This window comes from Corallococcus carmarthensis (assembly GCF_003611695.1).
GTDB classification, from domain to species: Bacteria; Myxococcota; Myxococcia; order Myxococcales; family Myxococcaceae; genus Corallococcus; species Corallococcus carmarthensis.
This window is the reverse complement of sequence record NZ_RAWE01000027.1, coordinates 15052-33539: the sequence shown is the minus strand read 5'-3', so window position 1 is coordinate 33539 and position 18488 is coordinate 15052. Positions and strand designations below refer to the sequence as shown.

Here is an 18488-nt window from a genome sequence, read left to right as displayed (position 1 = left end):
GCTTATGTTGTCAGCTTGCGTTCCCGAACCAGGAGCCCGGCATGCCGCGCGCGAAGCTTTCCCCTCGGAAGACGCCCACGCAGGAGCGCTCGCGCGCGACGGTGGACGCGCTGTTGCAGGCGACTGCTGACATTCTGGTGCGCGACGGCTACGCGAAGCTGACGACGAACCGCATCGCGGAGCGAGCCGGCGTCAACGTGGCCTCGCTGTACCAGTTCTTCCCCAGCAAGGAGGCGCTGGTGGCGGAGGTGTCGCGCCGGCACGTGAAGGAGCAGCGCGCCGCCGCGCGGGAGGTGCTGGCGACGCGGAAGTTCGACACGCTGGAGCAGCTCATCCGGACGCTGGTGGCGCTGGGGTTCGCGGCGCACGCCGTGGATCCGAAGCTGCACCACGCGCTGACGGAGGAGCTGCCCGCGCGTCCCGCCAGGAAGTGGGATCCGGAGGACGCGCCCATGCTGGAGGCCCTGGGCCAATTCAGCACCGACGTGCCGGACCCGGAGCTGGCCCTGTGGCTCATCGACACGGTGTCCCACGCGGTCATCCACCGCGCGGTGGTGGAGCGCCCCGAAGCCCTGTCCCAGGGACTGCTGCGGGAGGAGCTGGTGACGCTCCTCCTGCGCTACGTGAAGCGGAAGTAACGGGTGTCAGACGCGTGAGTAGGCTTCACGCCTCATGACAGCAGTGAGGGGGATGTCACGAAGCTCTTGATCGATACGAACGTCTTGATTCCGTTGGAGCCCAGCTCGCCCGGACAGGTCGAGGAGTTGATGGAGCCCGCGACCCGGTTGGTGAGAGCCATTGAAGAAGCCGGCTATCAGCTCTTCATCCATCCGGCCATGAAGGTGGATGTGGAGCGGGACCGCGACGAAGGGCGCCGCCAGCTTCGCGAGTTGCTGTTGGGGAAGTACCTCCCACTGCCCGCGCCGCCTCTCGTTCCCACCAGCTGGGACGAGGTTCTGGGGAGCCCTGAACTTCACTCGAACGATTGGGTGGACCACCAGTTGCTCGCCGCTGTGCGCGCCAACGCCGTGGGCGTCCTGGTGACCGAGGATCTGCGCATCCACCGGAAGGCGAAGCGCGTCGGGCTGAAGGAACGCGTTGCCACGGTTGGCGAGGCCCTCGCCATGGTGCAGGGCTTGCGAGACAAGTTCGCCCGGCCACCACCCGCGGTGGAGTTCACGTTCGCGCACGATGTTGAAGCGGAGGATCCATTCCTCGACAGCCTCCGGGGGGACTACCCGCCGTTCTCCGACTGGTTCCGCAAGTGCCAGATGGAACACCGCCGATGCTGGGTGGTGAGGGGACACGGACGTCATCTGGCTGCGCTGTGTCTCATCAAGGAGGAGGAGGGCGTCCTGGCGCTCAAGGGGCGCACGCTGAAGCTCTGTACGTTCAAGGTCGCGCCCGAACACCAGGGCCGACGCCTGGGTGAGCTCCTGCTCAAGAGCGTCTTCGAGCATGTTTCGACGCGGATTCGCAGCTGTCACTGGAGCCCGGCATTCACCCTTTTGGAAATGGCCTGCGGAAGGCGTACCTATGCCGGGCTTTGATTCGTCAAATAGAGCCTGGGGCGTCCCTGCTGTTCTACCTGAGCCATTCCCAGAAGGCCGTGACGGTCGTGGGCGTCGCGGAGCAGACGCTGGCGTCCACCGATGTCGATGAGATCGCCGCCACGGTGGGAAAGCGCACGGTCTTCTCCCTTCGCGACATTCAGGCGCTGTGTTCGAATGGCGAAGTGCTCGCCATCCTCTTCCGACAAGCGGCCATCCTGAAGGAGCCCATCCCTCTCGGTGAACTCTGTCGTCATGGAGTGCTCAACGGCCCTCCGCAGTCCATCACCACGGTCCAGCAGGGAGGTCGTGAATGGCTCCGCCAACGCCTCGGGCTGTAGTCCTGCTGCCCATCCAACCCCGGTATGCGACGCCCATCCTGGAGGGACTCAAGCGCGTCGAGTTCCGGAAACGCGCCTTCCGCCGGGAGGTTTCACACGTCGTCGTCTACTCCTCCAATCCGGTGAAGCAGGTTGTCGGCTTCTTCGACATCCTGGGCATCGACGAGGCCCCTCCCGCTCAGCTCTGGCGCCGCTACTCGCGAGTGGGGGCCATCCTGAAGGAGGACTACGACCAATACTTCTCGCGATGCGAGGGCGGCGTCGCGATCCAGGTGGGGAAGGTGCACGTCTTCGCGAAGCCCTTCCCGCTGGGGGACATCGCCCCGGAGATGCGTGCACCCCAGAGTTACGCCTATCTGAGCTCGCACGCCTTCACCAAGATTCGGGGGCAGCGGACGCTCGTCACCTGAAGTGCCGCGAGCACCCCATCCGCCTTCGGGCCGGTGGGGTGCCTCCTGCGAAGCCGCGGTGACGCGTCAGCGGCCCGCCGCCTGCGCGTCCACGGCGGCCAGCTCGTCCTTGGTGAGCTTCACCTCCGCGCCCGCGAGGTTCTCCTCCAGGTGCTTCACGGAGGACGTGCCCGGAATGGGCAGCATCACCGGCGAGCGCGCCAGCAGCCAGGAGAGGGCGATCTGCGCGGGCGTCGCGTCGTGCTTCTTCGCCACGGAGTCGAGCGTGCTCCCCGGCTTCGCCAGGCCGCCCGTCGCCAGCGGGAACCACGGGATGAAGCCCAGGTTCTCCTTCTCGCAGTAATCCAGCACCTTCTCGTGCACGCGGTCGGTCAGGTTGTAGCGGTTCTGCACCGACACGATGTCCACCACCTTGCGCGCCCGCTGGATCTCCTCCACCGACACCTCCGACAGGCCGATGTGGCGGATCTTCCCTTCCTTCTGCAGCGCCTTCAGCTCACCCAGCGACTCCTCCACCGGGACCTTCGGGTCGATGCGGTGCAACTGGTACAGGTCGATGCGCTCCAGCTTCAGCCGGCGCAGCGACAGCTCCAGCTCCTGGCGCAGGTACTTGGGCGCGCCCACCGGGTGCCACTCGTTGGGGCCCGTGCGCACCAGGCCCGCCTTGGTCGCCACCACCACGCCCTTGGCGTAGGGGTGCAGGGCCTCCGCGATGATCTCCTCGCTGACGAAGGGGCCGTAGGAGTCCGCCGTGTCGATGAAGTCCACGCCCAGCTCCAGCGCTCGGCGCAACACGCGCACCGCCTCCGCCCGGTCCTTGGGCGGGCCCCAGATGCCAGGGCCCGTGAGCTGCATGGCGCCGTAGCCCAGCCGGTGGACGGGCAGGTCGCCGCCCAGCTTGAAGGTGCCGCTCTTCTCCGCGGGTCGCGTCGAGGTTCCGCTCATGAGTGCTTCCTCCGTGCAGGTGAATGCCCAAATGGATGCATGTGCAGGAAATGCGTTTCCCGCGTTTCAGGCCGTCCGGTACCGCCCGGCCAGGGTGTGGCTGGCCCCACGCAGCAGCCCGGCCTCCGCCTTCTCCAGGGCCGCGAGGGCCTCCGCGCCTTCCAGTCCAGGGACGCAGACCGTCTCGCCGCGCTCCAGCGCGACGAGTGACGCGGTGACGACATCCTCCGGCGACATGGTGCCGGGATAGCCGCCGTTGAATTCGGTGAAGGTCATGCCCGGGCAGACGACCTGCGCCACCACCGGAGTGCCGCGCAGCTCGCCCGCGAGCGTCCGGGTGAAGTGTACGAGGAACGCCTTCGCGCCCGCGTAGGTGGCCCGGTGGGGCAGGGGACCTGGCGGCATCGCGCCGGAGAAGGCGAGCAGGGAGGCGACGTTGATGACCGCGCCCTTGCCCCTCGCGAGCATGCCGGGCAGCGCCGCGCGCGTGGCCAGCATCGGCGCAATCATGTGCAGGTTCGCCAGTCCCTCCAGGGCCGTGGGCTCCACCTGCGCGAAGGGGCCGTAGCCGCCCACGCCCGCGTTGTTGATGACCAGGGTGATGTCCTCACCCGCCGCGCGCCCGGCCACTCGCTGGAGGTCCGCGTGCACCGTGAGGTCCGCCCGCAGCACCTCCGCCCGGATGCCATGCGCCGCCGTCAGCTCCGCCGACAGCGCCTTCAGCCGCTCTTCCCGCCGCGCGACGAGGACGAGGTCATACCCGAGTGCCGCCAGCCTCCGGGCATACACCGCGCCAATTCCTGCGGACGTACCCGTCACCAACGCTGTCCCTCGACTGCCTGCCATGCCTGCTCCCTGAAAGGTGAAGAGGGTGCGCGCCCGGCCTCGTCGCAATGAATGCTGGAGATGGCGACTGCCGCCGCGAAGCGCACGGCGCCGACGCCGCACCCTCGGCCGCTGGGTAACGAGGGGTGGGCGGCCTTGCAAGCAGGATGCAGGTCCAGCGGGAATCAAAGTGCCGGAGACGGTCCAGGGCGCAACGTCCACGCGCCGCTGGGGCGCTCCTTCAGCCCAGTGCCTTGACGGTCGTCTCCGGCGTGTCGCGGAATTGCTGGTGGTACAGCTCCGCGTAGAGCCCACCCTGCGCGAGCAGCTCCGCGTGGTTGCCTCGCTCGACCACGGTGCCGTGCTCCAGCACCAGGATGAGGTCCGCGTGGCGGATGGTGTTGAGCCGGTGCGCGATGACGATGCTCGTGCGGCCCGACAGCAACTGCCCCAGCGCCAGCTGGATGAGCGCCTCCGTGCGCGTGTCGATGTTCGCCGTCGCCTCATCCAGGATGAGCACCCGCGGATTGGCGATGACCGCGCGAGCGAACGCGAGCAACTGCCGCTGCCCCTGGCTGAGCGTCGCGCCGCCTTCCCCCAGCACGGTGTCGTAGCCCTGCGGCAGCCGGGTGATGAAGTCGTGCGCGTGCACCGCCTTCGCCGCCGCCTCCACCTCCTCGCGGGTGGCGTCCTGCTTCCCGTAGGCGATGTTGTCCGCCACCTTCCCGCTGAAGAGGAACGGCTCCTGGAGCACCATGGCCATCTGCCGCCGCAGGCTCGAGCGCGTCACCTGGCGCACGTCCTGCCCGTCCACGCGCACCGTGCCTCCCGTCACGTCGTAGAAGCGCGGCACGAGGCTGGCCACCGTCGTCTTGCCCGCGCCCGTGCGCCCCACCAGCGCCAGCGTCTGGCCGGGCTCCAGGTGGAACGACACGTCGCGCAGCACCGGCCTCGCCGCGTCGTAGCCGAAGGACACGCCCTCGAACACCACCTGGCCCTGGAGCGCTCCCAGCTCCACCGCCCCGGCCGCGTCCGGCGGCTCCGTCTCCTCGTCGAGGACGGCGAAGATGCGCTCCGCCCCCGCCAGCGCGGACTGCATCAGCGCGGCCACCGACGCGGCCAGCTGCACCGGCCGGAAGAACTGCTGCACGTAGATGAGGAACGCCGCCACGCCGCCCACCGTGAGCTGTCCGCTCAGCGCCAGCACGCCGCCGTAGCCAATCACGAGCGCCATCGACAGCGTGGAGAGCAGGTCGATGGCCGGCGAGAACGCGGACGTGATGCCCACCGCCGCCACGTTCGCGTCGCGGTTGGCCGCGTTGCGGTCGCGGAATCGTTCGATGTTCTTCTCCGTGCGGTTGAACGCCTGTGCCTGCCGCACGCCTCCAATCTCCTCCTGGAGATTCGCCGTCACGTCGCCCACCGTCTGCCGCGTCTTGCGGTAGGCGTTGCGTGCCCGCGACGCGAAGAACCAGGTGGTGAGCACGATGGCGGGGATGAGGGAGAAGCACGCCAGCGCCAGGCGCGCGTTGAGCGCGAACATCGCGACGAGCACGCCCACCAGCCCCATCAGGGACCCCAACAGCTGCGTCAGTCCCTGCGCGAAGAGCTGGTTGAGCGTGTCCACGTCGCTGAGCAGACGGCTCATCAGGTCGCCCAGCGGCCGGCGGTCGAACCACGACAGCGGCAGTTGCTGGAGCCGCTCGAAGAGGCGTTGGCGCAGGTCCGCCAGCACGTGCTGCCCCGTGTGGCCCACGCGCCACGTCTGCGCCCGCTGCGACAGCAGGCCCACGGCGTAGACGACGAACAACACCGCCAGCGTCCGCAGCAGCCCCCAGCCATCCCCCGCGCCGATGTCGTGGTCGATGGCCCGGCTCATCAGGTACGGCCCCAGGGCCTGGCACGCCGCGCCTATCAGGATGAAGACCATGGCCGCGGCGAGCGTGCCCGCGTGCGGACGCAGCTCGCCAATGAGCCTGCGAAGCACCTTGCCGCGGTGCTTCGCGCGGCCCGCCTCCAGCTCCGCCATCGCCTCGATGCTTCCCGGCCGCCTCATGCCACCTCCTCCTGGCGCGGCGGCAGCAGCTGCGACCCGAGGATGTCGTTGTACAGCTCGCTGGTGGCCTTCAGCTCCTCGTGGCGTCCCTTCGCGGCGATGCGCCCCTCGTCCAGCACCAGGATGAGGTCCGCGTCCCGCACGGTGCTGATGCGCTGGGCGATGACGATGGCTGTCCTGCGCTTGTCCCGCATCAGCGCGTCCAGCGCGCCCTGGATGGCGGTCTCCGTGCGCGCGTCCACCGCCGACGTGCTGTCGTCCAGGATGAGCAGGCGCGGATCCGTGAGCAGCGCCCGAGCGATGGCCAGCCGCTGCCGCTGCCCGCCGGACAGCCCCACGCCGCGCTCGCCCACCACCGTGTCGTAGCCCTGGGGCAGCTCGCGGATGAACTCCGCCGCCTGGGCCGCCTCCGCCGCGGCCTCCACCTGGGCCTGGGTCGCCTCCGGGCGCCCGTAGGCGATGTTCTCCCGCACCGTGCCGGAGAACAGCAGCGCGTCCTGGAGCACCACGCCCATCTGCGAGCGCAGGCTCGCGAGCGTCACGTCCCGCACGTCCTGCCCGTCCAGCAGCACCGCGCCTCCGGTGACGTCGTAGAAGCGGGGCAGCAGGTTGATGAGCGTGCTCTTGCCGGAGCCGGTGGTGCCCAGCACCGCCACCAGCTGCCCGGGCTCCAGCGTCACGCTCACGCCGCGCAGGATTTCACGGTCACTGCCCGCGTAGCGGAAGCGCACGTCGCGCAGCTCGATGCGGCCCTGCAACGAAGGCAGCGGCACCGCGCCCGGGCGGTCCGTCACCTCCACCGCCGTGTCGAGCAGTTCGAAGACGCGCTGCGCGGACGCGCTCGCCCGCGACATGCTGGCCGCGAAGAAGCCCAGCGTCATCAGGGGCATCAGCAGGAAGGCCAGGTAGCTGTTGAAGGCCACCAGCTCTCCCAGCGTCAGCTTCTGGTGGAAGATGCGCCAGCCGCCCACGCCCACCACCATCAGCGTGCCCAGGCTGGCGAAGAAGGTGACGAAGGGGAAGTTGTCGGCCAGCGCGTCCACCACCCGCAGGTTCTTCTCCTTCAGCTCCGCGTTGGTCTTCCCGTAGCGCTGCAGCTCCCGCGCCTCTCCGGAGAAGGCGCGCACCACGCGCAGCCCGCGCAGGTCCTCCTGCAGCGTGGTGTTGAGCGTGCCCAGCAGCGCCTGCAGCTGACCGAACAGCGGGCGCATCCGCCGCATGAACCGGCGCAGCACCCAGAGGATGGGCGGCACGGAGCTCAGCGCCGCCAGCCCCAGCACCGGATCCAGGTACAGCAGCAGCCCCGCGCAGCCCAACAACATCGCCGCCGCCGCGGCGAACTGCACCACGCCGCTGCCCACGAAGGTGCGCACCGCCTCCACGTCGCTCGTCAGCCGCGTGAGCAGTTGCCCCGTCTGCGCCTGGTCGTAGTAGCTGAAGGACAGCCGCTGGATGCGCGCGAAGAGCGCGTCACGCAAGTCGAACGCCACGCCCTGCGACGCGCGCTCCGCCAGATAGCCCTGGAGGAAGTTGAACAGGCCGCGCCCCAGCGCGATGGCGGCCAGGCCTCCCACCGCCAGCCACACGGGCCGCTGCTCGCCCCGGGCGAGCCCCTGGTCGATGGCGATGCGGATCATCTGCGGCGCGCCCAGATTCGCCACGGAGACGAGCAGCAGCGACAGCAACGCGCCCAGGGTCTCCACGCGGTAGCGGCGCAGATAGCCCAGCGCGCGCAGAATGGGGGGACGGCCGGATGCGGGTGGCGCGGACGTGCTCACGTGGGACCTGGACCCCTGCCTCCCCGCCCGGGAAGGCGCGCGCATGATGGGCGCGCGTCCGCTCCGCTTCAAGCACGACGCGCGCCGCGAAACGACGGTTGCGCGCCGCGCCACGGGCCGTTACCTGGGCCGCCTTTCCTTCCGCCGGTTCGTCACGAGGTGAACGTCATGGAATACAGGCAGCTGGGTGGTTCTGGTTTCAAGGTCCCCGTCCTCAGTCTGGGCACGGGCACGTTCGGCGGCTCGGGTGAGTTCTTCAAGGGCTTCGGCGCCAGCGACGTGAAGGAGGCCACGCGGCTCGTGGACATCGCGCTGGACGCGGGCGTGAACATGTTCGACTCCGCGGACGGCTACTCCGCCGGACTCGCGGAGGAGATATTGGGCAAGGCGCTGGAGGGGCGGCGCGACAAGGCCATCATCTCCACCAAGGCCACGTTCCGCGCGGGGCAGGGCCCCAACGACGTGGGCTCCTCGCGCTTCCACCTCACGCGCGCCCTGGAAGCCGCGCTGCGCCGGCTGAAGACGGACTACATCGACCTGTTCCAGCTCCACGCCTTCGACGCGGTGACGCCGGTGGAGGAGGTGCTCAACACGCTGGACGGCTTCGTGCGCGCGGGGAAGATCCGCTACATCGGCTGCTCCAACTTCTCCGGCTGGCACCTGATGAAGTCGCTGGCGGTGTCGGAGCGCTACAACCTGGCGCGCTACGTGGCCCACCAGGCCTACTACTCGCTCGTGGGCCGCGACTACGAGTGGGAGCTGATGCCGCTCGCGCAGGACCAGAAGGTGGGCGCGGTGGTGTGGAGCCCGCTGGGCTGGGGCCGGCTGACGGGCAAGCTGCGCCGGGGCGCGCCGAAGCCGGAGGTGAGCCGCCTGAACAACCCCGCCACCGCGAGCGGCGGCCCGCAGGTGCCGGAGGAGTACCTCTTCAAGGTCGTGGACGCGCTCGACGCCGTGGCCCAGGAGACGGGGAAGACGGTGCCGCAGGTGGCGCTCAACTGGGTGCTCCAGCGGCCCACCGTGGCCAACGTCATCATCGGCGCGCGCACGGAAGAGCAGCTGCGCCAGAACCTGGGCGCCATCGGCTGGAACCTCACGCCCGCGCAGGTGGCCACGCTGGACGCCGCCAGCACGGTGCCCTGGCCGTACCCGTACTTCCACCAGCGCCAGTTCGCCGAGCGCAACCCGTTCCCCGTCACGTGAGCCGGGCGTGAAGTGGGAGGCGGCCGGGGCCTGGACCCGGTTGCCTCCGTCCGGAGGGCAGATTCCCCGTCCCTCCGGACGGTGCACCTCACGTTCACGAGGTCACGTCCGGGGGGCCCGCGGGTCGGGGGCCGCCGGGCGGGCTTCGCTTCGCGTGGAGGCGCGCTCGCTCATGTCCCTCAAGGAATACAAACCCGGCAGTCCCTTCCCCGGCGTCATCGGCCGCACCTGGGAGCAGTCGTCTCCCGCGTGGCCTTCCCCCCTGCGCTCGAAGCCGGGCGCGCCCAACGTCCTGTTCATCATCCTGGATGACACGGGCTTCGGGCACCTGGGCTGCTACGGCTCGCCCATCCGCACGCCGAACCTGGACAGGCTGGCGAAGGGCGGGCTGCTCTACAACAACATGCACACCACCGCGCTGTGCTCGCCCACGCGCTCGTGCATCCTCACCGGCCGCAACCACCACTCCAACGGGATGGCCACCATCACCGAAACGTCGCTGGGCTACCCCGGCTACAACGGCACCATCCCCTTCGAGAACGGCTTCCTCTCCGAGATGCTGCTGGATGCGGGCTACAACACCTATGCGCTGGGCAAGTGGCACCTGACCCCCGCGGAGCAGACGAGCGCCGCCGGGCCGTACTCGCGCTGGCCGCTGGGCCGCGGCTTCGAGCGCTTCTATGGCTTCCTGGGCGGGGACACGCACCAGTACTACCCGGACCTCGTCCACGACAACCACGCCAGCCGCCCGCCCGCCACGCCCGAGGAGGGCTACCACCTCACCCCGGACCTGGTGGACCGGGCCATCGACTGCATCGCGGACACCAAGCAGGTCGCGCCCGACAAGCCCTTCTTCCTCTACTTCGCCACGGGCGCCATGCACGCGCCCCACCACGTCCCCCGCGAGTGGGCGGACGGCTACGCGGGCCAGTTCGACGACGGCTGGGACGCCTACCGGCAGCGCGTGTTCCAGAAGCAGCTGGAGCTGGGCGTGCTCCCCGAGGGCACGCAGCTGTCCCGGCATGATCCGGACGTCCAGGACTGGGACTCGCTGCCCCCGGAGGAAAAGCACCTCTACGCGCGGATGATGGAGGTGTTCGCGGGCTTCCTGGAGCACACGGACCACCACATCGGCCGGCTGCTGAAGTTCCTGGAGGACACGGGAGAGTTGGACAACACGCTCATCATGGTGCTGTCCGACAACGGGGCCAGCGCGGAAGGTGGGCCGCACGGCTCGGTGAACGAGCTGAAGTTCTTCAACAACACGCCGGAGTCGCTGGAGCAGAACCTGGCGGCGCTGGAGGACCTGGGCGGCCCGAAGTACTTCAACCACTACCCGTGGGGCTGGGCCTGGGCGGGAGACACGCCGTTCCGCCGCTGGAAGCGGGAGACGTACCGCGGCGGCACCACCGACCCGTTCCTCGTCCACTGGCCCCAGGGCATCCAGGCGAAGGGCGAGGTGCGCACGCAGTACGCGCACGCCATCGACATGGTGCCCACGGTGCTGGACTGCCTGGGCCTGGAGCCGCCCACGGAGATCCGCGGCGTCACCCAGTCACCCCTGGAGGGCATCAGCTTCCGCCACACGTTCAACGACGGGAACGTCGAAAGCCGCCACCGCACGCAGTACTTCGAGATGTTCAGCTCGCGCGCCATCTACCACGACGGCTGGCGCGCGGTGTGCCCGTTCCCCGGCCCGTCCTTCGCGGAAGCCGGAGAGGCGTTCGGCCAGTCACTGCTCGACGAGGAGCGGCTGCGCGAACTGGATGCGCACGGCTGGGAGCTGTACCACGTGGCGGAAGACTGCTCCGAGACGAAGAACGTGGCGGAGGAGAACCGGGGCAAGCTCATCGAGATGATTGCCCTCTGGTACGCGGAAGCCGGGCGCTACCAGGTGTTCCCGCTCGCGTCGCCCACCCTCGCCGTGTTCGCCATGGAGCGCCCGCAGCTCACGAGGGACCGCACCCGCTACGTGTACCGGCCGCACACGTCACCCGCACCGGAGAACGCGGCGGTGCACGTGCTCAACCGGCCGCACACCATCACCGCCGACGCGGAGGTGAAGCCCGACACGGAGGGCGTGCTGCTCTGCCACGGCGGCCTCACCGGTGGCTACACGTTCTTCATCCAGGACCGGAAGCTGCACTACGTCTACAACTTCGTCGGTGAGCGGGAGTTCCACATCGAGTCGGCGGTGGACGTGCCGGAGGGGCGCTCGGAGCTGAAGTTCGAGTTCGAGCCCACCGGCAAGCCGGACCTGGCCGTGGGGAAGGGGGCCCCCGGGCGCGGCAGGCTCTACATCAACGGGGACCTGGTCGCGCAGAGCACCATCGACGACACCATGCCGGTGGCCATCAGCCTGGGGGAGGGGCTCACGTGCGGACGGGACGAGCAATCGTCCGTGAGCAAGCGCTACGCCGCGCCCTTCGAGTTCACCGGCATGCTCCACCAGGTGACCGTGGACGTCGTCGGGGAGCATGTCCGTGACACCCAGGCCGAACAGAAGGAGGCCCTGGCGAAGCAGTAGGGACACACGACGGACCCGGACGGGGAGGGGGGCGCCCCGTCCGGGCTTGAAACCTTGAGCGGACTACTTGGTCACGCCGACGGCGGTCCAGGCCTCGGCGACCTTCTTCGCCTCGGTGGAGTCCTTGCCGTACAGGTCCGTGGCGGCCTTGATGGTGGCGGCGCGGGCCTGGGAGAAGTTCGTCTGCGGCGTCATGTACGTGGTGAGCGCGCGGCCGAAGATCTTCAGGCTCTTGTCCATGCCGATGCCGTCCTTCACCTCGATGCCGGACGTCTTGTTCTTGCCGCCCTCGGTGAGCAGGAAGAAGGCGTTGTTCGCGATGCCGCTGGAGCCGTGGACCTCCGGGTTCTTGGCGAAGTCCTTGTAGTTGTCGATGGAGTAGCCATCCGACGTCGGGTCGTTCATGTAGCGGAGGGCGTCCGTGCTGTCGCCGTTCTTGGGCGTCCACGCGTCCTCGCCCACCGCCCAGTCGAACTTCACGGCCTTGTTCTTCTGGCTGGCGAACCACTCCACGCCGGTGCCCATGATGTCGCTGAAGGACTCGTTGAGGCCGCCGGACTCGCCCTCGTACTCCAGGCCCGCGGTGCGCTCGGTGAGGCCGTGGGTGATTTCGTGGCCCGCGATGTCCAGCGTGGTGAGCGGGCCGGAGTCCTTCCCGTCGCCGTCGCCGTACTGCATCTTCTCGCCGTCCCAGAACGCGTTCACCAGGTTCACGTCGGTGTGCACGTAGGAGACCAGCTTCTCACCCTTGCCGTCGATGGAGTCGCGGCCGAGGACTTCCTTGTAGAAGTCGTAGGTCATCTCCGCGCCGTAGTGCGCGTCCACCGCGGTGGCGGCGCGCGACGGGTCGGTCTTCTCACCCCAGACGTCGTTCTTGTCGGTGAAGCCCGTGGTGCCGGACGCGTTCTCCGCGTTCTTCGCGTCGTACGTCACGATGCCCTTGCCGCGCGTCTTGTCATCCAGCGAGAACGTGCCGTCCTTGTTCTTCGTGGTCTGGATGTCGACCTTGCCGCTGTACATCGTCTGGTCGTCCGCCACGCGGCCCGCGCTGCCCGGGGTCGTCGGGGTCGTCGGCGTGGTGGGCTTCGTCGGCGTGGTGGGCGTGCCCTCCGCGCGCTTGGCGTTGGTCGTGCGGTCCAGGTGGCTGATGGTGTTGTACTGCTTGAGCGACTCGCCGGTGTTCGCGTCGATGAAGTAGTTCATCGAGCGCGGGTCCTTGCCGGTGGACACGGACGTGTCGGTGAGCGTCACGTGGAAGGCGGCGTGGTACTGGCCGTCCTTGCCCTTCACGATGACCTTCTCCGCCGTGGGGGCCTTGGACGTCGCGCCGTTGAAGTCCTTCTGCGCCACCGCCAGCGCGTCCTTCGCGTTCAGCTTCGTGGGCGCCTTGCCAATGCCCACCGGGATGCTGGACACGTCGCCGGTCAGGCTGTCGAACTGGCCCTTCGCGTCCAGGTGGCCGATGACCTGCTCACCCGCGACCTTCACGCCCTCGTGCATGCGGTCCATGCGCACGTGCGTCATGCCCAGCTGGTCGCGCTCCACCGAGCGCGGCGAGAACGACGTACCGCCCGTGATGCCGGTCAGCTGCGGGTTCTTCTGGTTCACGTACGCCACGGTCTGCTGCACGGCCTGCTGCGCCTGGGGGCTGGAGAGGTCCACCGGGCCCGGCGTCAGCTTCTGGCCCACGCCGTTCAGCGCCACCGTGGCCTTCGCCTTGGAGGGCGCGCCCGCGCTGAAGCTCGACTGCGAGCTCATGCCCACCGGGCCCTGCGGCTTCACGGTGTTCACCGGCTTGGTGTCGGTGCGGTTCTGGGTGGCGGCAACGGGCTTCGAAAGGTCGGTGCGCAGGGCCATGGGGTGTGCTTTCGGGGGAAAGTTGAAGCGGACAAATTGATTCTCGTGTCAGCCGTTCCGTTGTTGCGTGTGGGTGGCTGCGTACACGGTCATGAGTGGGCTCAACCTCATGAATTCACAGGTGAAGTTTTCGTCCTACATCCACTCCAGAAACACATTCCGACCGGTAGGTAGGCCGGTGTTCCGGGTCGTATTTCCGTTCATTTTCAACCTGCCTGTGCACGGCCGTCCACTCACCCCCAGTGGCTGGAAGCTTGACCGGCCGCTCCCTTCATGGGTATTGAAATTGATAGTGATTATCAACTTCAACTTGGCTCGACCCAACAGGAAGGCCGGAGGAACGCACCGTGGCACGTGAACTGGGACCCCGAGGGAAGATGTGTCGGCGGCTGGGCATCCCCCTGTCGCGCATCAGCGCGAAGGACCCCGACAAGGATCCGGTGCTGCGCCGGCCGTATCCGCCGGGCCAGCACGGGGCGACGGCGCGCGTGTCGGTGAGCGACTTCGCGCAGCGGCTGCGGGAGAAGCAGAAGCTGAAGCTGTACTACGGCCTCCTGGAGAAGCAGTGCCGCAGCGCGTTCCTGGAAGCGCGCCGGTCGCCGGGCAACACGGGCAAGGTGCTGATGCAGTTGTTGGAGAGCCGGCTGGACGCGCTGGTGCTGCGCGCGGGGCTGGCCACGAGCATCCGCCAGGCGCGGCAGTTCGTGCGCCACGGCTACTTGCAGGTGGACGGCAAGCGCGCGGACATCCCGAGCATCCGGCTCAAGCCGGGCAACGAGGTGCGCTTCCATCCGTCACACCTGAAGCTGTCGGTGGTGCAGGACGCCTTCGGCCGGATGAAGTCCCGCCAGGTGCCCGCGTACGTGCAGGTCCTGGGGGAAGGCGAGGGCATGCGCTACGTGCGGCTGCCCGAGCGTGAGGAGATCCCCGTGGACGTGAACGAGCCGTTCATCGTCGAGTACTACGCGCAGCGCAGCTGACCGCCTGGCCCCGCTTCGCCTGCCCGCCATGCATGCGGACGGGCAGGGGCGGATTCCGGCGCTCGCGCACCCCATCTTCTTCCTCGGGGGGGAAGTCCACGAGAGGAAGGAGCGGGGATGCGCGGGGACGCAGGCGACACGGTGGCGGAAGGCTGGGTGGCGCCACGGGGGCGTGCGGCCCGGGGACACCTGCCCCGCCACGTCGCGGGGCTCTTCCGCTTCCAGCCGGGCCGGCCCGCGGTGGCCGCGGGGCTGCGCACGGCGCTGGCCCTGGGTGTGCCGCTGCTCGTCTCCGCGCTGCTTCGAATGCCGGCGGCGGCATGGGCGGGCATGGCGGGGCTCTTCGTCGCGCTGGTGGACAAGGGCGGGCCGTACCGCACGCGTGCCCGGGCCATGGGGGCGATGACGGTGCTGGGCGCGGGGGTGGGGTTGATCATCGCGCTGCCCAGTCCCTTCTGGGTGGACGTGGCGCTGACGTTCTTCTGGGTGACGGCGTGCGGCTTCGCGCGCAGCTACGGCGACACGCCGGGCATCGTGGGCATGCTGCTGGCGAACCTGTTCGTGGTGTCGCTGGCGCTGCCGTCACGCGGGCCGGAAGCGGCGCTGATGCAGGCGGCGTTCTTCGTGGCGGGCGGGCTGTGGTCCATGTTCCTGGCGCTGGTGCTGTGGCCGCTGAGGCCCTACCGCCCGGCGCGGCTCGCCATCGCGGCCTGCTACGAGGAGCTGGCGGCCACCGCGGACGTGGTGGCGGGCTGGCCCATGGAAGGGCCCTCACGGGTGGGGACGTGGGAGGCGGTGCAGCAGGCCGCGCGCATGCGGCAGTCGCTGGAGACGGCGCGCGCCACGCTGGGGGCCACGCGCCAGGGACGGCAGGAGGAGAGCGGCCGGGGCGAGTACCTGCTGGTGCTGCTGGAGGACGCGGACGCGCTGTCGCTCCTGCTCACGGCCATGACGGAGGCGCTGGACGAGGCGCCGCGCCAGGGGGCATGCCGCGCGGCCCGCACCGAGGCACAGCATGCGTTGGGCGCGCTCGCGGTGGACCTGCGGGGCGTGGTGGGCGCGCTGGCGCGGGGCTCGGTGCCGGTGCCGGCGTCGTGGGACGCGGAGCCGGTGACGCGGGTGCTCCAGGCGGACGGAGGGTTTCCGGAGCCGGCGCGCTCGCAGTACTCGCACGTGGCGGGGCTCCTGGGGCGGCTGCGGGAGTACAGCGCGGTGGCGCTGGATGTGGCGTCGCGGTTGGAGCGCGGTAAGCCGCTGCCGGAGCGGGACACGAAGCCCTTCGGGCAGGAGCCGGGCCGGGGACGCTCCTGGTGGAAGGTGTTGCGCGACCAGCTGACGCCGGAGTCGGTGGTCTTCCGGCACGCGCTGCGGCTGGGGCTCACCGCGACGGTGGCGACGGCGTTGGCGGAAGGGCTGGGGCTCAATCACTGGTACTGGGTGACCATCACGGTGATCGTCGTGTTGCAGCCGTACTCCGGGCTCACGACGGAGAAGGGGCTTCAGCGCGTGGCGGGGACGTTCGTGGGCAGCGTGCTGGCCATGGGGCTGGTGCACGTGCTGCCCGCGCAGTGGATGATGCTCGCGGCCATCGTGCTGCTGGTCTGCGTGTCGGTGAGCGTGCGGCCGCTGAACTTCGCGGTCTACCAGGTGCTGCTGGCGCCGGCGCTGGTGCTGCTCGCGGAGATTCAGACGGGGGACTGGCGGCTCGCGGGGGTGCGCATCCTCAACACGCTGCTGGGCGGCGTGCTGGCGCTGGTGGGCATCCGGCTGCTCTGGCCGAGCCCCGAGCACGCGCGCTTCGCGGAGGAGGTGGCCGGCGTGCTGAATGCGGACCAGGACTACCTGCGCGAGGTGGCGCGGACGCCGGTGCCCACGGAGGCCGCGCTGCGCGAGGCCCGGCGCACGGTGGGCGTGGCGCTGTTGTCCGCGGAGGCGTCCTTCCAGCGGCTGCTCAGTGAGTGGAAGGGGCCGGCGAAGGAGCTGGAGCCGGGGATGGCGCTGATCACGTACGCGCGGCGCTTCACCGCGGCGGTGACGGCGCTGGCCGCGAGCCGCGCCTGGCATCCGGCGTCGGACCTGGGGCCCGTGGTGCGCTACGCGTCGGATGCGCTGGAGGAGCTGTCCGCGGCGCTGGTGGCGCGCCGCGTGCCATCAGCCCTCAAGCGCGAGGCGCCCGGGCTGGAGGGCACGGACGCGCTGGCGCGCACGCAGGTGACGAGGCTGGTGCGCCAGTTGGGCGTGCTCCAACACGCGGTGGAGCGCATGCCTCCCGCGCTGCGTGCTTCGGAGGATGGCGCCGCACCCGTTCCCGCGTGAGCGCCGGAGTCCGCGTCAGGCCCGCTCCAGCTTCACCATCAGCCGGCGCAGGTCCTCGTTCACGCGCACGAAGTTGGAGTTGCCCTTCTCGTCCTCCAACTGCTTCTTCAGCGCGGGCAGGGACGCGTCGCGCAGCTTCTTCGCCCCGCCGGGCGCGTCCGCCAGCCAGTCCACCGCCTGGATGACCGTGGCGCGCGCCTCGGTGTCGCGCTCGGCGAGCCGGGCCGCCAGCGTCGGGCCCTGGTCCGCGGCCCCCAGCCGTCCCAGCTCCAGCGCCGCGCGCTGCAACAGCACCGCGTTCGCCTTGGGCAGCCGCTGCGACCAGCAGGCCGCGTCGCCATTGCATGCCTGCGCCGCCTCCAGCACCGCCGCATGCCCCTGCACCTGATCCGCGCGCTTCTTGCCCAGCGCCGCGGCATCCTCACACCCTTCCTCGCCCGTCTCCTTGCAGTCCGCCGCCGTGCGCGCCGGCTCCGCCGCCGCCAGCTTCGCGAGCACGGGCTGCTCACGCGCATCGCCCAGCAGCGCGATGCCCTTCACCGCGATCTCCCGCGCGTACCAATCCCCGCTGCCCGCGGCCTTCTCCAGCGCGGGCAGCGCGTCCCGGCCGCCCAGCAGCGTCAGCGCCCGCACGTACGCATCCCGCACCGTCGGATCCGGCTCACCCACGAGCCCCGAAAGCGGCTTCACCGCCTCCGGCGCGCGCATCCTGCCGAGCGCATCCGCCGCCTGCATCCGCACCAGCGCTTGAATCTGCGGATCCGAATGCGTGAACGACAGCTGCTTCAGCAGCGACGGCACCGCGCGCTTCTCCCGCAGGTCGCCCAGCACCTGCGCGGCCTTCATCGGATAGCTGGCCGGGTTCACGCCCTGCGCCTTCGCCCACGTGAGCAGCTCCGCGTCCTTGCCGTCCAGCACCGGCAGCAGCGCGTCCGCCGCGGGCGCGCCCAGCTGGAACAGCGCGAAGCTGCTCTCCACGTAGAACGACATGCCCCGGCGCTCCTTGGTCAGCGTGCGCATCAGCGCCGGCACCGCGCGCGGATCCCCGATCTGCCCCAGCGCCTCGATGGCCTTCTTGTTGAGGAACGGCTCCGCGGACTCGTCCGTCGCCAGCTGGATGAGCGGCTCCACCGCCGGCTTCGCCTTCAGCGCGCCCAGCACCTGGATGGCCTCGATGCGCGTGTAGTTGTCCTTGCTGCGCAGCAAGGGCACCAGCGATGGCACCGCGCGCTCATCCCCAATCCGCCCCAGCGCGCCCACCACCGCCTTGTTCACCTGCTGCGCGGGCACGTCCGACGCCCCGGGGTCCAGCGCCGCCGTCAGCGGCTCCAGCGACGTCGGGTGGTGCAAATCCCCCAGCGCCCGGGCCACCGCCGCCTTCACCTCCGGCTTGCGCTCCGAGGACAGCCTCGCGTGCAGGAAGGGCAGGAACTGCTCGTTGACGTTGCCCGACGTGCGCATCGACTCAATCACTCGCACCCGGTCGTCGGGCCGCTTCGCCCCCTCCAGACTGGACTGCCAGTACTCCGGCGTCTTGGGGTCCTCCTTCTTGCAACCTCCCAGGGCAAGGCAGGACACGGCCAGGGACAGGGCGACGAATGAGCGGGACATGGGGCTCCTTTGCGTCCGAACGTCAGGCTTTCGTCGGGTGTAGACCTGTCCTGACGAAGGACGCAAACCTCCCCCACCTCCTGGGGTAC

14 protein-coding genes are annotated in these 18488 nt (G+C 69.7%); 8 read left to right on the top strand and 6 right to left on the bottom strand.

The annotated features are described in order from the left end of the window. The first annotated feature begins 41 nt into the window (after positions 1–41). The 4 genes from D7X32_RS10520 to D7X32_RS10505 all read left to right on the top strand — a co-directional run bounded on the left by D7X32_RS10520 (position 42) and on the right by D7X32_RS10505 (position 2301). Positions 42–638, top strand: a complete 597-nt coding sequence (locus tag D7X32_RS10520) for a TetR/AcrR family transcriptional regulator (protein WP_158625654.1) — start codon at positions 42–44, stop codon at positions 636–638. 66 nt (positions 639–704) lie between these two features. Continuing rightward, the gene (locus D7X32_RS10515) at positions 705–1550 is read left to right on the top strand and encodes a GNAT family N-acetyltransferase (protein ID WP_120602389.1); all 846 of its coding nucleotides are present in this window, start codon (positions 705–707) and stop codon (positions 1548–1550) included. A 68-nt stretch (positions 1551–1618) separates the two neighbouring features. After that, positions 1619–1891 carry a hypothetical protein gene (locus tag D7X32_RS10510; RefSeq protein WP_147450100.1) on the top strand — a complete coding sequence of 91 codons (273 nt, stop codon included), beginning with the start codon at positions 1619–1621 and terminating at the stop codon, positions 1889–1891. Further along, positions 1864–2301 (top strand): ASCH domain-containing protein, encoded by a 438-nt coding sequence (locus D7X32_RS10505; protein ID WP_120602387.1) that lies wholly within the window; start codon positions 1864–1866, stop codon positions 2299–2301. The genes D7X32_RS10510 and D7X32_RS10505 overlap by 28 nt, the downstream gene beginning before the upstream one ends. A 66-nt stretch (positions 2302–2367) precedes the next feature. Here D7X32_RS10505 and D7X32_RS10500 read toward each other — a convergent pair whose 3' ends face one another. From D7X32_RS10500 to D7X32_RS10485, 4 genes are all read right to left on the bottom strand, one after another. After that, the gene (locus tag D7X32_RS10500) at positions 2368–3246 is read right to left on the bottom strand and encodes an aldo/keto reductase (protein WP_120602386.1); all 879 of its coding nucleotides are present in this window, start codon (positions 3244–3246) and stop codon (positions 2368–2370) included. A 66-nt stretch (positions 3247–3312) separates the two neighbouring features. After that, the gene (locus tag D7X32_RS10495; protein ID WP_244238946.1) at positions 3313–4065 is read right to left on the bottom strand and encodes an SDR family NAD(P)-dependent oxidoreductase; all 753 of its coding nucleotides are present in this window, start codon (positions 4063–4065) and stop codon (positions 3313–3315) included. Positions 4066–4312: 247 nt separating this feature from the next. Next, the gene (locus tag D7X32_RS10490; protein WP_120602384.1) at positions 4313–6127 is read right to left on the bottom strand and encodes an ABC transporter ATP-binding protein; all 1815 of its coding nucleotides are present in this window, start codon (positions 6125–6127) and stop codon (positions 4313–4315) included. Next, on the bottom strand, positions 6124–7905 hold the full coding sequence (locus tag D7X32_RS10485) for an ABC transporter ATP-binding protein (protein WP_120602383.1): 1782 nt from the start codon (positions 7903–7905) through the stop codon (positions 6124–6126). Before D7X32_RS10485 ends, D7X32_RS10490 begins: the two co-directional genes overlap by 4 nt. Before the next feature lie 168 nt (positions 7906–8073). Between D7X32_RS10485 and D7X32_RS10480 the strand changes: the two genes are divergently transcribed. Next, positions 8074–9108, top strand: a complete 1035-nt coding sequence (locus D7X32_RS10480) for an aldo/keto reductase (RefSeq protein WP_120602412.1) — start codon at positions 8074–8076, stop codon at positions 9106–9108. A 172-nt stretch (positions 9109–9280) separates the two neighbouring features. Further along, positions 9281–11635: an arylsulfatase gene (locus D7X32_RS10475; RefSeq protein WP_120602382.1), complete on the top strand. Its 2355-nt coding sequence runs from the start codon at positions 9281–9283 to the stop codon at positions 11633–11635. 63 nt (positions 11636–11698) lie between these two features. On the opposite strand, the gene D7X32_RS10470 is transcribed toward D7X32_RS10475, so the two are convergent. Further along, positions 11699–13492 carry a M4 family metallopeptidase gene (locus D7X32_RS10470; RefSeq protein WP_120602381.1) on the bottom strand — a complete coding sequence of 598 codons (1794 nt, stop codon included), beginning with the start codon at positions 13490–13492 and terminating at the stop codon, positions 11699–11701. Between the two features lie 347 nt (positions 13493–13839). Here D7X32_RS10470 and rpsD point away from each other — a divergent pair, with 347 nt between their 5' ends. Next, the gene (gene rpsD, locus D7X32_RS10465) at positions 13840–14472 is read left to right on the top strand and encodes a 30S ribosomal protein S4 (protein WP_120602380.1); all 633 of its coding nucleotides are present in this window, start codon (positions 13840–13842) and stop codon (positions 14470–14472) included. Between the two features lie 117 nt (positions 14473–14589). Further along, entirely contained in the window at positions 14590–16788 is a 2199-nt protein-coding gene (locus tag D7X32_RS10460; RefSeq protein WP_120602379.1) for an FUSC family protein, read from the top strand. 15 nt (positions 16789–16803) lie between these two features. On the opposite strand, the gene D7X32_RS10455 is transcribed toward D7X32_RS10460, so the two are convergent. Continuing rightward, a complete protein-coding gene (locus D7X32_RS10455) occupies positions 16804–18399 on the bottom strand; it encodes a HEAT repeat domain-containing protein (protein ID WP_120602378.1) in 1596 nt (531 codons plus the stop codon). Positions 18400–18488: the final 89 nt, after the last annotated feature.